Origin of the sequence: Clostridium sp. Marseille-P7770, assembly GCF_902143525.1 — a bacterium.
Lineage (GTDB): Bacteria > Bacillota > Clostridia > Lachnospirales > Lachnospiraceae > Pilosibacter.
On sequence record NZ_CABFVC010000008.1, the window covers coordinates 25,268 to 38,793 of the forward strand.

Annotated in this window: 12 protein-coding genes; 2 read left to right on the top strand and 10 right to left on the bottom strand. The window is 50.6% G+C overall.

Annotated elements, in window-relative coordinates; translation table 11 throughout:
* Window positions 1–28: 28 nt before the first annotated feature.
* Complete coding sequence (locus FN001_RS15925) at window positions 29–757, bottom strand: helix-turn-helix domain-containing protein (protein WP_118322015.1); 729 nt, start codon at window positions 755–757, stop codon at window positions 29–31.
* A gap of 220 nt (window positions 758–977) precedes the next feature.
* Between FN001_RS15925 and FN001_RS15930 the strand changes: the two genes are divergently transcribed.
* Window positions 978–2,378 carry a sodium-dependent transporter gene (locus FN001_RS15930; protein WP_142412493.1) on the top strand — a complete coding sequence of 467 codons (1,401 nt, stop codon included), beginning with the start codon at window positions 978–980 and terminating at the stop codon, window positions 2,376–2,378.
* Between the two features lie 117 nt (window positions 2,379–2,495).
* On the top strand, window positions 2,496–3,515 hold the full coding sequence (locus FN001_RS15935; protein WP_142412494.1) for a M42 family metallopeptidase: 1,020 nt from the start codon (window positions 2,496–2,498) through the stop codon (window positions 3,513–3,515).
* Window positions 3,516–3,869: 354 nt separating this feature from the next.
* Here FN001_RS15935 and FN001_RS15940 read toward each other — a convergent pair whose 3' ends face one another.
* From FN001_RS15940 to FN001_RS15975, 9 genes are all read right to left on the bottom strand, one after another.
* On the bottom strand, window positions 3,870–4,907 hold the full coding sequence (locus tag FN001_RS15940) for an aldo/keto reductase (protein WP_243122057.1): 1,038 nt from the start codon (window positions 4,905–4,907) through the stop codon (window positions 3,870–3,872).
* A gap of 79 nt (window positions 4,908–4,986) precedes the next feature.
* Window positions 4,987–5,181 (bottom strand): hypothetical protein, encoded by a 195-nt coding sequence (locus FN001_RS18540; RefSeq protein ID WP_015553121.1) that lies wholly within the window; start codon window positions 5,179–5,181, stop codon window positions 4,987–4,989.
* A complete protein-coding gene (locus tag FN001_RS15945; protein WP_142412495.1) occupies window positions 5,144–5,854 on the bottom strand; it encodes a GntR family transcriptional regulator in 711 nt (236 codons plus the stop codon). Before FN001_RS15945 ends, FN001_RS18540 begins: the two co-directional genes overlap by 38 nt.
* Before the next feature lie 15 nt (window positions 5,855–5,869).
* Entirely contained in the window at window positions 5,870–6,766 is an 897-nt protein-coding gene (gene ispE / locus FN001_RS15950) for a 4-(cytidine 5'-diphospho)-2-C-methyl-D-erythritol kinase (protein ID WP_142412496.1), read from the bottom strand.
* A gap of 237 nt (window positions 6,767–7,003) precedes the next feature.
* Window positions 7,004–7,708, bottom strand: a complete 705-nt coding sequence (locus FN001_RS15955; protein WP_142412497.1) for a GNAT family N-acetyltransferase — start codon at window positions 7,706–7,708, stop codon at window positions 7,004–7,006.
* A gap of 139 nt (window positions 7,709–7,847) precedes the next feature.
* Window positions 7,848–8,378 carry a peptidylprolyl isomerase gene (locus tag FN001_RS15960; protein WP_021904634.1) on the bottom strand — a complete coding sequence of 177 codons (531 nt, stop codon included), beginning with the start codon at window positions 8,376–8,378 and terminating at the stop codon, window positions 7,848–7,850.
* A 343-nt stretch (window positions 8,379–8,721) separates the two neighbouring features.
* Complete coding sequence (locus tag FN001_RS15965) at window positions 8,722–9,498, bottom strand: SIMPL domain-containing protein (RefSeq protein WP_182426785.1); 777 nt, start codon at window positions 9,496–9,498, stop codon at window positions 8,722–8,724.
* Between the two features lie 268 nt (window positions 9,499–9,766).
* Window positions 9,767–11,572, bottom strand: a complete 1,806-nt coding sequence (locus FN001_RS15970; RefSeq protein WP_142412499.1) for a M20/M25/M40 family metallo-hydrolase — start codon at window positions 11,570–11,572, stop codon at window positions 9,767–9,769.
* A gap of 397 nt (window positions 11,573–11,969) precedes the next feature.
* Entirely contained in the window at window positions 11,970–13,328 is a 1,359-nt protein-coding gene (locus FN001_RS15975; protein ID WP_142412500.1) for an alanine/glycine:cation symporter family protein, read from the bottom strand.
* Between the last annotated feature and the right edge of the window lie 198 nt (window positions 13,329–13,526).

The following is a 13,526-nucleotide window of genomic DNA, read 5'->3' on the forward strand; positions in this document are numbered from 1 at the left end:
TTTCCTGTTTCCATTCCCGTCTGAATCTCTACTGCTCGATATTATCTACCAGCAGCATATTGAGCTGTTCCAGACGTTTCAGGTCCTTTTTTGTGAAAAGCAGCTGGCTTCGAAAGCGTTCCGAATGCTCCTGCGGCGTTAACGTGACCATACATTTGTATGCGCATGGCATGAGATCCGCACTTGAGATTCCGCACAGAAGTCCCATCGTATAATCTCTCCGCTCCAGAGGATTGAAAATATACAAAAGATCCTCCTCCAGCGGATTATACTGATTGACGAAGGAAAAACGGATCAGCATATCGCTGTAAACGACTCTTCCGGTGTAAAAGATCTCGCTGCTTCTTCCATTGGCAGAAACCGTACAGATTGTCAGGGTCGCCTCGTATTTTCCGGTTTCGCCTCTCTTTTCATATATATCAATGACACCGTCCTTTGTGCGCTGGGATCGTCCATCATAAAAGTAAAAGTATAATCTCTGCGCCTGGAAGAACGGGCTCTTTTGTCCTCTCCCCGGGATGCTGACCGGTTCATTCTCAGATTCCGGAAGATATGTGGTGAGTTGGGAGATCGATACCTGAAGAACCTGGCTGATCTCATATAATGTTTCAACGTCAACGGAGATTTCCCCGTTTTCATATTTGCATATAGTTGCTCTGCTTTTATGGATGGCATCTGCCAGATCCTGCAATGTCATATTTCCGGCTTTCCGGTATCTTCGTATCTGTTCTCCTACATAACAGGTAAATTCACTCATATTGTTTCCTTAAACTATCCATTCTTCTTATTCCTTGATTTCTCAAACAATTATATCGGAGAACCCGGTGATTTGTAAAGCGATACGAAACTTTTTGCGTGCAAAATTTCCCGTAAAGAAATTTCTCCGATTTGCACTTTATCTTTTTTCATATAGAATAGAGCTATTGGCTGTGGGGCGCCAGCGTTTGATAAACATGTATTGGAAAAGGGGATTTAAAATGAAAGAAAAAGGAAGTAGTTTTTCCGGGTCCATCGGATTTGTGTTAGCGGCTGCCGGAAGTGCTGTAGGTGTCGGAAATATCTGGAGATTTCCGTATCTCTGTGCGAAGGATGGGGGCGGTCTGTTTCTCTTGATCTATCTTGTGCTCGTATTGACCTTTGGCTTTGTGTTGCTGACAACTGACGTTGCGATCGGACGAAAGACAAAGAAAAATGCACTGAGAGCCTTCGAAGCACTTGATCCGAAATGGAAATTTCTGGGACGCTTAACGTTTCTGGTTCCGGCCCTGATCATGACTTACTATTCTGTGATCGGCGGATGGATCGCAAAGTATTTTTTTATTTATCTTGTTTCTGACGGAACAGAAGCTGCGGCGGATGGTTATTTTACCTCCTTCATCACATCCGATGTCGCACCGATCGTATTTATGCTGATTTTCCTTGCACTCACTGCGTGGATCGTATTTCGCGGTGTTGAAAAAGGAATCGAAAAGTTTTCCAGCATCATCATGCCGGGACTGATCCTTTTGATCGTGGTCATTGCAATCTTCTGCCTGACCTTGTCCCATACAGATGCCGATGGTACAGTCCGTACCGGTATACAGGGGCTCTTTATTTATTTAAAGCCGGACTTTCATGGATTGACCGTAAAACGCTTTTTAGAGATCCTTCTGGACGCGATGAGCCAGTTATTCTTCTCCTTAAGCGTATCCATGGGAATCATGATCACCTACGGCTCTTATGTAAAAAATGAGATCGATTTAAACAAGGCGACCAATCAGATCGAGCTTTTTGATACAGGTGTTGCATTCCTTGCGGGAATGATGATCATCCCGGCCGTATTCGTATTCCTCGGAAATGACGGAATGGCTTCCGGTCCAAGCCTGATCTTTATCTCGTTGCCTAAGGTTTTTAATTCCATGGGAGTATTCGGACGTCCTGCAGCGATCGCATTCTTTTTGATGATGGGATTCGCGGCGCTGACCTCCTGCGTATCCGTTATGGAAACATTGGTCGCAAACTGCATGGAATTATATCACAAACCGCGTAAGAGCATGTGCGGCGCCGTTGGTATTTATTCACTCATTACTGCCGTACTGATCTGTCTTGGTTACAACAAGCTTTATTTCGAGCTGAAGCTTCCAAACGGATCCATCGCACAGCTGCTCGATGTTATGGACTATCTCAGCAACAGCTTCCTGATGCCGTTCATCTCCCTCCTGACCAGTATTTTGATCGGCTGGGTGATCGGACCTGACTGGATCATCGGTGAAGTGGAACGAAACGGAGAATCCTTCAAGCGCGCCGGTCTGTACCGTTTCATGATCCGCTATGTCGTACCGGTCGTAATGCTCGTCTTATTCCTGGTATCCACCGGATTTGCAGACCTCATTTCCTGATCGTTATCGGTTGGCGGTGAGCCGGATCGTTCTTCTTTTCGTCAGGTCCTTTGTTGACCTTTCTTCTCCGGTTCGCTACAATAGTAATCAGAAATATCCTTCAGGAGGAATGTAGACATGAACTCTCATATGAATTTTATCAAAGAGCAGTTATACACCTTAACTTCTATCCCGAGTCCGTCCAGCTTTACAGCAAAAGTGACTGATTACCTGTTGTCCGAATTATCTTCTCTAGGGTATTCCCCGGAGCGCAGCAATAAGGGGAACGTATTCGTTACCCTGGGTGGTTCCGGCTCTCCTCTGGTACTGGCAGCCCATGTTGATACACTGGGGGCTATGGTTCGCTCCATCAAGGAAAACGGACGTCTGCGGCCCACAACCATCGGAGGTCATCAGTGGTCCACGGCGGACGGCGAGAACTGCACGATCCACACCCGTGACGGCAGAGTTTACACCGGTGTAGTGCTGAACAAGGAGCCTTCTTCCCACGTTGCTGATCAGAAGACCGAGCTGATCGAAGAAAATATGGAGATCCTGCTGGATGAAAATGTCGCTTCCGATCAGGATACTCTGGCGCTTGGGATCCAGACCGGTGACATCATCGCCATGGACCCGCGCACTGTTGTGACAGAAAGCGGATACATCAAGAGCCGTTTTCTTGATGACAAGCTTTCCGCCGCTATCCTGCTGGGTCTCGCCAGAGCAGTACGCGAAGATGCCTGGAAGCTGAACCGCAAGGTTTCTTTATTATTTACAGTATATGAAGAAGTAGGGCACGGCGGAAGTGTCGTACCGGATGATACAGAGGAGATGATTTCTGTCGATATGGGTTGTGTCGGCAGCGACCTTGGCTGCACCGAACGGATGGTTTCGATCTGTGCCAAAGATTCCGGTGGCCCTTATAACTATGATCTGATCACGGCTCTTTCCAACCTTGCGAAGGAGAAAAAGCTGGATTATGCCATTGATGTTTATCCACATTATGGCTCCGATGTGGAGACTACCCTGCGCGCCGGATATGATATCCGTCACGGTCTCATCGGTCCTGGAGTCTATGCTTCCCATAATTACGAACGCTCCCATATGGACGGAGTTCACAATACCTTTGAGCTGTTGAAGGCTTATGTCACAAGATAGCTTCTTTGTAACTGTGAACAGATCTGTACACTTGCTGCGCTGACTGGTTACCGTTCATTTCCATCTTCGTATTAACATTCCTTTTCTAAAATGTCATAATACCCGCGGAGATAGTATTTGGAATACTACAAAACTATACTCTGACTGAATCACAACAATTTCATATTGAAAAGTTACCCCGCCGGAACCGGTGGAAATCAAGCTTATATTTATCAAGACATAAAATAAGACTCAGGGAATACGAAGAATAGCAAAAGCATTTGCAGGGACAAATTTGCACGTTCCGCTTTCATCATATGCAAAAAGAGGACAGCCACCCATCCTCTTTTCGCCAAGTCTATCTATTTCCTATCCTTAGAAATTCCCCGGCAGGATCTCCTTGCCTGCAAGGATCTCCTCATAATCCTTCAGGTTTCTCTGCAGCAACTCCGGTGTATTCAGTCCATACGGGCATTTGCTCATGCAGTGACCGCAGTGGAGGCAGTCCTTGATCTTCATCATCTTCGCCTGTACCTCCGGTGTGAGCTGGAGGTGGGACGGGGATCTTCTGAGAAGCAGGGACATTCTCGCGCAGGTGTTGATCTCGATCCCTGCCGGACATGGCATACAGTAGCCGCAGGCACGGCAGAAGCTTCCGAATAACTGCTTTCTGTCATTCTCGATCAGTTCGCGGATCTCGTCGTCCATCACCGGCGGATTGTCGATATAGCTTAAAAATTCGTCAAGCTCATGTTCCTTCTGGACACCCCAGATCGGAAGTACGCTGTCGTACTGCGCCTGAAACGCGTAAGCGGCTCTTGAATTGTTGATCAGGCCGCCGGACAATGCCTTCATGGCAATAAAGCCCATATCTGCCTTTTTACACTTTTCCATGAGCTCCAGATCCTTCTCGCTGCAGAGATAGCAGAACGGGAACTGCAACGTCGCGTACAGACCGGAATCCACCGCCTCGTTTGCAACCGCAAGGCGATGATTCGTGATGCTGATGAACCGGATCTTTCCCTGTTCCCTTGCCTTTAAAGCAGCGTCATAGAGGCCGGATTCATCGCCCGGCTTCGGACAGACTGCCGGGTTGTGGAACTGGTATACATCGATACAGTCCGTCTTTAAAAGACGAAGGCTTGTCTCGAGATCCTTCCAGAAGCCTTCTGCTGTCGTTGCCGCTGTCTTTGTCGCAAGATAGATATGGTTTCTGACATCACTTAAGGCATATCCGATCTTTTCCTCACTGTCAGAGTATGCTCTCGCCGTATCGAAATATGTAATTCCGCCGTCATATGCCTTTCTCAAAAGCTTTGCGGCCTCTTCCTTCGTGATTCTCTGGATCGGAAGCGCGCCGAATCCATTCTTATTCACCGTGATCCCGGTCTTTCCAAGTGTAACTGTTGTCATGAAGACTCTCCTTTCTTCCTATACGTTTGCCCGTAACCTTTTCACATATCTGTGACCTTAAGCTACGAGCATACTAAAGCTACTGCTTCCCGGCGTCCAGCATCTCCTTCAGAGCCTCATCCCCATCATCGATCCACGCGTCCTCTTCGTCCGCGTTGAGACCGAGGAATTTCGCCAGCGTTCTCTCGTCATCGCTGTTGTTCCACTCATCGACATAGTCGTCGATCGCTTCAAATTCAATTTCTCCTGCCTGGTACTTTTCTTTGAATGTCATTTTCCTGCTCCTTCAGATTCTTGAGAATCGTGATCTCCTGATTATCGATGTGTTCCCGCACAGCCATCTTCGCCTCCTGGATATGGCGCAGTGTCAGTGCCTTTAAAATGTGTTCATGCTCCACCATGAGGATCTGGCGCTTGTCCGCATCCTTGATATACTCCAGGCGGTAGCGGTACATCTGCTCTCTCAGGTTATTTAAGATCTGCACCAGCTTCTGATTCTTCGTGCTGTTGTAGATAATCTCATGGAAGCTCTCATCTGTCTGGGCGATCTGCATCGCATCTCCGTTCTCGATCGCAGCCTTGAAGTCAACTTCCGCTTTGTTTAACTCATCAAGCTCTTCCTCGGTGATCCTCTGGCATGCGAGGTCGATCGCAAGCTCCTCTAAGGAACGGCGCACCTCCAGAACATCCCAAAGGTTGCTCTCGGAGATCTTTGCAACCTCCGCTCCCTTTCTCGGGATCATGAGGACCAGACCTTCCAGCTCCAGTTTCCGGATCGCCTCTCGGATCGGGGTACGGCTCACGCCAAGCCGCTCCGCAAGCTGGATCTCCATCAGGCGCTCGCCCGGTTCCAGTTCTCCTTTTAAGATTGCCTGACGCAGGGTCTTGAATACGACATCCCTGAGCGGCAGATATTCATCCATATTTACTTCAAAATGATTTGTCATCGTGTCTTTACTCCTCTATCTGGCTTTCTTCCGGTTGTAGAATTCAGTCAGGTACACCTGGCGGGTCAGACGCCCGTCATCCGCCTCCCTGAGGGCCTGACAGGCCTTTTCTGCCAGTTCCCTGTCCCTGTATATACCGAATACCGTCGGCCCGCTGCCGCTCATCAGGGAGCCGCAGGCGCCGTTCTCCACCATTATTTCCTTGATTTCCGCGATCTCCGGATGATCCGGGACCGTCACGGTCTCCAGGACATTTCCAAGACGTTCGATCACACCGTCCAGGTCACCATTTTTGATCGCCGCCATCATGCCATCGATATCCGGGTGTTCCTCCGATGCAAGCTCATTCACGCGCAGTTTTCCGTATACCGCTTTCGTTGACACGGAGATCTGCGGCTTCGCGATCACGAGATGGCACTGCGGCGGTGCCGGGAGCTCTGTCAGGATCTCACCGATTCCCTCCGACAGGGCCGTTCCACGCATGATACAGTACGGAACATCCGCGCCGAGCTTTACACCCCGCTCCATAAGCTCTTTTTTCGTGAATCCAAGATCAAACATCCGGTTCACACCGACTAAAACGGCTGCCGCATCGGTACTGCCTCCGGCCATGCCGGCCGCAACAGGAATATATTTGCGGATCTTTATGGTCACGCCGTCCTTGATCCCCTTTTCATCGAGAAGCAGCTTCGCCGCGCGCCACGCAAGGTTTCCCTCTCCGTCCGGAACGAACGGGAGATTCGTCTCCGTCCTGATCACGCCGTCTTCGGTCCGGTCCATCTCGATCCGGTCGTACAGGTTCACGGTCTGCATGATCATGCGGACCTCGTGGTACCCATCCTCTCTCTTCCGGACCACATCCAGGCCAAGGTTGATCTTGGCATATGCTTTGAGGTCTAAATGGTCTTTCATGTTATCACCTTCTATATTTTCTACACGCAAGTCCTACCATCGGAATGCTTCGCATTCCCAGGAACAAATTTAAAGCTTCTCCTGCAGGCAGGCTTGAGCCGAACCTTTAAGCTTGTTACCCTGGTATCATCAAATTGTATTTGTGTTGTTTGTATACAATGTTTAATATACATGATTGATACACCATTTGACAAGAGAAATCTTGCAGAATTAATGACTTTTTTCCTCAATAAACCTTTATTCCGTCCGCACGAATCCCAGGCTTTCCGCGACCTTCTTTGACACGATGTTTTCCTTCCCGATCCTGACGATAAACTGGACAGTTCCAAACTCTTCCTCAGCGTATTCGATCGCCGCCCGGCATGCCTCTTTCGCGTATCCTTTTCTCCGGTATTCCGGGAAAATATGGTAGCCCAGCTCCAGCGTGTCATCCAGGATATTCTCATCATCCAGGGACAGGACATAATAATCCACATCCCCGATGTCATCATCCTGCGGGATCCGGAATCCCACGATACCGGTGAGATTTCCACTTTTCTTTTCCTCGACCGCCCAGAATCCAAACTCAAACACCTCATAATGGTGCTTTGTGTAATCGGCTACCTTCTCCACCGTGTCCAGTCCGGCATCCACATGGTTCTCTACGATCTTCTCATAATCGCCTTCCGCAATCTCCCGGATCTTAAGCCGATCCGTCTCGCAGATCGCCCACGGCAGCCCAAGATGCCTTCTCGCGATCCGCTCCAAAAACTCTTCGTCCGCATTCTCCACATCCGCGATCAATGTGTCCGCCGCGCACCACTCATCCCCCTGTGTGTCTTCTCTCCATAAGCCAACAATGGCCCTCCCGGCAGCCTTTGCCGCCAGGAGAGCCTCGTTTTCATCGGAGAGCAGGACAGGAATTTCCTCACCGTCTACAACTGCATAACGGGTCTCCTGCATAGCACGTCTCCTTTTTTATATTTGCGGCAGTTGTTCCTGCTCCGCCTGCACACCTGCCGAATCTCCTCCGGCAGCTTCTTCCGAATGCATGACAGCTCAAAAACAGTACTTTTCCATGTCTGGAATCCAACTGCCATTTTTATCGGCACTTCTCCGGTTCCGGATACTCTACGCCGAAGGTCTCTGCTGTGATGGATTTGATTTTCTGTTCCTTCATCGGGCGGTCGCTGTAATCGGTGCGGACCTCAGCGATCTTGTTGACGATGTCCATACCGTCGATAACCTGACCGAATGCCGCATACTCACCGTTTAAGTACGGAGCATCCTTGTGCATGATGAAGAACTGGGAACCTGCGGAATTCGGGTTCATCGCGCGGGCCATGGAGAGAACGCCCTCGGTATGTGCCAGATCATTCTGGAAACCGTTGTGGGAGAACTCTCCCTTGATGCAGTATCCCGGGCCGCCCATTCCGTTGCCGTCCGGGCATCCGCCCTGGATCATGAAGCCTTTGATCACGCGGTGGAAGATCAGTCCGTTATAGAATCCCTTATTTACAAGACTTAAAAAGTTATTTACCGTATTCGGAGCAACGTCCGGGTAAAGCTCAGCTTTGATGATATCGCCGTTTGTCATTTCGATGGTAATGACCGGATTTTTCTTTTCTGCCATTGTCTTTCTCCTTTTTCCTCAGACACGACCGCTGGCTCAGAAAACAGATTTTCTTCTTCCGCTGGCTGCGTCTTCATTCTTTTTTTGCTGCAGCCGTCCAGGAATCTTCCGGCTGCCGATTACCCTATATTATACAGGGCATGGCCCCGGATGTCCACAATTTTTCATGGCAACATTTTATCTCTATGCCATACAGCAGCGGTGAGACTCCGAGCAGGAGCGCCTTAATTCAGGGATCTGGTTCCTCTTAGCCCGCGGCCTTTAGCAGTCACACGGAGGCTTAGCGGAAGCTTTCCTGAATTACCGAGTGCTCCTGATCGGATGCTCACCAATACACTACTTCTTAATCAACCATGGAGAACACGATCTTGATATTCGCATCAACTTCCATCTCTCCCGGCATCACGTTCATGTCCTCAACCGCATTCTCTGCTCCTGCTGCCATCGACACACTTTCTTTCTGCAGGTTCACGCCGCCGTCTATGTATCTGCCGTACTGGTTGTCCGAATATTCCTCGATGCTGACCACATCTCCGAGTGTCCGTCCGCTGGCCTCTGCGAGCGCCTGTGCTTTTGTTCTCGCCAGCTCGACCGCTTTCTTTAACGCTTCCGCATACGCATCATCATATCCGCTGGAATAGTAGGATACGGAATAGATCTCATTTGCACCGGCGTTGACTCCGCCAGAAAGCAGCGTCCCAACCTGCTCCACCGTCACGTCGGAGACAGTCACTTCCGTCTGCATCTCATATCCGATGAGTTTTCTTGTATCGGAGCTCCAGTCATACCGCGGATTCAGGCTGTACCCGGATGTCGTGATCGATTTTTCGTCGATCCCCTGTCCTTTCAGATATTCAGTCAGAGAGTTCAGAGCTTCCGTATTCTTCTGCTGGCACTCATCCGCCTTCTTTGCCTCACTCGTCACCGCGAACACGATCTTTGCCATGTCCGGGACGATCTTCACGGTCTCGCTGCTGTCCATCGTGATCTTTCCGTCCGCGCTGTCTCCCACGTTCTCAACTCTCACCGTATCCGGCACCGATACACTCGTACTGCATCCCGCAAGAGAAACTGCTAGCATGGCTGATAATCCGATCGCTGTCAACATTCTTTTTTTCATACTGATTCCTCCTTTTCTCCAAACGTCCGCCTGACAAATAAATTCCCGGCTTTTTATGTACATGGTCCTTACTCAGGGGTCCCGGAGCTCTCCGTTTCACCTTCCCTGCCCTGTATCATCTTATATGAAGGAGTATAGCAGAAAACTATGGAAGTATCTTATCTTTTCTCTTACAGTTTTTAGACAAATCCTTTATTTTTCCTAGTCTTTCTCCACCGGTCTTCTGTCACGAGTCTGCAGTCAGGAGGTTTCTGATCTGCAGATCCGTTCACACTGCTGTCTCAGCAAGCTCCAGCAAAATCTCCGGCAGCTCCACAAGAAGACTCTTTCGGTTCACGCGCTCTGTCCGTCTGTGGATGTCCTTTCCCCATGGGCCAAGGAGGACCGCCGGGATATTCAACTTCCCGATCTCCTTGAAATCGACCCGGTAACCGTCTCCCCACAGTGGAGTCTCCGACGCATAACCGGAAAAACCCATTTCCCCGCAGACACCACAATAGCTCAGATCGGAAATTCCCGTAAAATAGTGGACTTTCTTCACCGGGCAGCCGGCATTTTCCGATACCTTTTTGATCTTCCGGAACAGAAAACTCCCGACGCCCTCTTTTCCCGCCATCTGGTCGCTGTGGTAGGCAGGATAAAGTGGCGGCGCAAACCCAAATACCATCAAAGGTGTCGTGATCCCCGACCAGTCCAGAACTTCGGTCATCAGCTCGATCGTCGCCTGCGGATAATTTGTTTCTCCGTTTTGGATCTTCTGCTCCATCTGGGTTTTCTGTTCCCGGAAAAATCTTTCAAATCCATCGGAATCCTTTTCCCGGCAGCGTTCCGCAAGTTCCGCAAAAGAGAGCACTTCAAAATCCTGATTTTTTTCCTGTCCGCCTGCTGTCCTTTCAATATCTTCTGGAACATTTTCTGTTCTAAGGATTCGCCTTCCGCACAGCTTCCCTTCCAGTTTTTTCCGCTCTTCTTCCATCTTATCGATATACCCGGAAAATGCTTCATACCCGCACTCCCGAAGCTTTTCGATGATCTCCTCCGACCCCGACCTAAAACTCAGAACGCTCAGATATCCGGCGGCCCTGGCCGGGACTGACACATCATACTCCCGCTTCCTGTCACGGAAATTCAGCCATGTGGGCGGCATGCAGACCTCCCCGTCGAACATCTCGGCAAACTCCGCTGAGAGCTCCGTCTTCTCAAACATCCGCCCCAGAACGCCGACCGCATTGATCCCATCAAAACATCTGCTCACATGGGCCGTCCTGCCCTGTACAAGGACCACCGGCATACATTTCCCGACCGATCCGAGAAATACCTCCTGACCTTCCTCATCCCGGCTCATCGGCTCAAGATCGATCAGAAGATCATAGGAAAGTCCTTCCCGCTCCCTGAGATCCATGAGAAATCCTGCCGCACCTCTCATACCGGCCGAATAAGATTCCTCATCCGGCACAGCCAGAAACAGGATATTTCCATTCAATCTGTCCGTCCCGTCAAGAACCTGCTCTCCGATCTCGTCAAGAACTGCAAGACCTGCCGCCAGTCCGCCCTTCATATCCGCCGCACCGCGCCCGAAGATCCACTCCCCTGACACAACATCCTTCCAGAAATCCTCCTCCGGATCATGCGCTGAACCCGCACGCAGCGTTGCAGCACTGCTGCCCTCTCTCCCGTGCATTTCGCCCGCATCTTCACAACTCCGGACCTCAGCCATCCTGCGGCTCATCCGCTCACTGTACTCCCTTTCAAACGCCGCCTTCAGCTCCTCCATCGAAAACGCCAGCGGTTTCAACGGACCATAGTCCTCCACACCGACCACATCATAATGACCGGTAAAAATGACCGTCCGCCCGGAACTCTTATTCCCCCGCACCAGTCCATACACCAGCGGACGCTTTTTCGCATCCCCCGGGATCATGATCTCTCCAAAATTCTCCGGATAAACCTGAAAATACGACTGCGCTTTTAAGATCTCCCCGATCCTTTCCGCCGCCATCTTCTCATCATCCGTATCAGAAATTCCTGGAACTGCCACAAGCGCCTTTAAATATTCATAAACCTTTTCTTCCATTCGGTCCGTTCTCCTTTATATGAACATATGATGTCTTGTTTTTCTTACGAAATATGCTTTCATTATACTAAAACTTTCCGGGATTTTTCAAGATTTGCCGACACACGAAAAAAAGCACCCCGCCGAGTGCTTTTCTTCTACAAAATGATTATTTGAAAAAGGGAGGAGAGCTGATAATCACTTATCAGCTCGAGTATTATGAAAAAAATCTTATAAGCAGCATCTGTATCAGATGTCTTTCTGTTTATGGTTATATGATATCCATAAAACATGAAGAAATCGTGTGAATTGTGTAAAAGAAATTTGAAAACTTTTTGAACAAGATATGAACACCTGAAATCCCTTATTTTCACCCAAAGCATCTCCTCCCGCTGTGCCCCACGGCCGACCACGGTATTTATTCCGCCGTCTCACGCTTTCCCGTATCCCGCTCCTTCTCTCCCGGCGCATCGATCTCCCCAACAAGCAAAACCAGCGCCGCCAGATTTGGCACCGCCATGAGCCCGTTAAAGATATCTGCCACCTGCCACACCGTCTCCATCGCCCCAAGGCACCCCAGAAACGCCGCCAGAAGATATCCCGCCGTATAAATTGCCGGAATTCTGCCCGATATCTTCCCTCCAAGATACTCCGCCGCCTGCCGCCCCATATAATACCAGGCGATGATCGTGGAAAATGCAAACAGGACCACACAGACTGCCACCAGATACCCGCCCGGACTTCCAAGCGCCGTAAAGAAGCAGAGACTCGTGAGCGACGTCCCGTTTTCCGCACCAGACTCCGAAGCCGCCCCTCTGCCCGCCACACAGAGGATCACGAGCGCCGTCAGTGTGCAGCTCACGATCGTATCAAAAAACACCTCAAAGATCGCCCACTGCCCCTGGATCTCCTCCGCCGTCTCCGCACTTCCGTTTAAGACCGCAAGACTTCCGAGTCCGGCTTCATTTGAGAACACGCCCCGCGCGATCCCGTAGCTGACACATTGCGAGATCCCGTACCCCGCGATCCCGCCCACTGCACTGCGGAACGAAAAAGCATCCGCCATGATCGCCAAAAAGACTCCCGGAATACGTCCTGCATACAAAACGATCACCGCCAGCGCTGCCGCCGTGTAGATCCCGGCAGACAATGGGACAAGCCGCTCCGCCGCGAGAAAGATCCGCTTTCCGCCGCCCGCCAGCACACTCCCGGCAAGAGTCACAACGATCATGCCCACCGCCGCCTCCGGGATCCCGTACACATAGGATACGGTCTCCGCGATCGCGTTGGCCTGCACCATGCTGCCCATCCCGAATGCCGCCGGAATGCAGAACGATCCGTACAGAACTGCCGCCCATAAACATCCCAGCCGTTTTTCCAGATACATCATCGGCCCCGCGATCCAGCCGCCGTCCCGACCCTTTTCCCGGTACCGGATCCCCAGGACTGTCTCCCCGTAGGCTGTCGCCATTCCAAGGAACGCGGAGACCCACATCCAGAACACGGCGCCAGGCCCGCCCGCGATCACAGCCGCCGCGACTCCGGTGATATTCCCGGTCCCGATCGTGGCCGCCAGCGCCGTACATGCCGACCGGAATGATCCCCTGTGCTCACTCCTGTCATGCAAAAGATTCCCGATCGTCGCATTCCACCAGTCCGGGATCTTCCTGATCTGAAAGAACCGGATCCGCACACTGTATACAAAGCCCACCATCAAAAACAGGACCGGCGTCCACGGTCCCCAGACGATCCCATGAATTTTCCCGATCATGTTCATCTCAAAGCTCCGTCTCCTACGATATGACGTTTCCCTGCTCCCATTCCCATCACACGCCATTCTCAGTTTCTCTCTACGTTTTATTCCCATTTTCACACAGGTATGCTATAATAACTGTAGTGTCTGCCGTTGGCAGCATTTATACACAGGCAACGAGCCAAAGTCCGCGCTGGCGTGAGACCTTGGCATTTTCTTTCA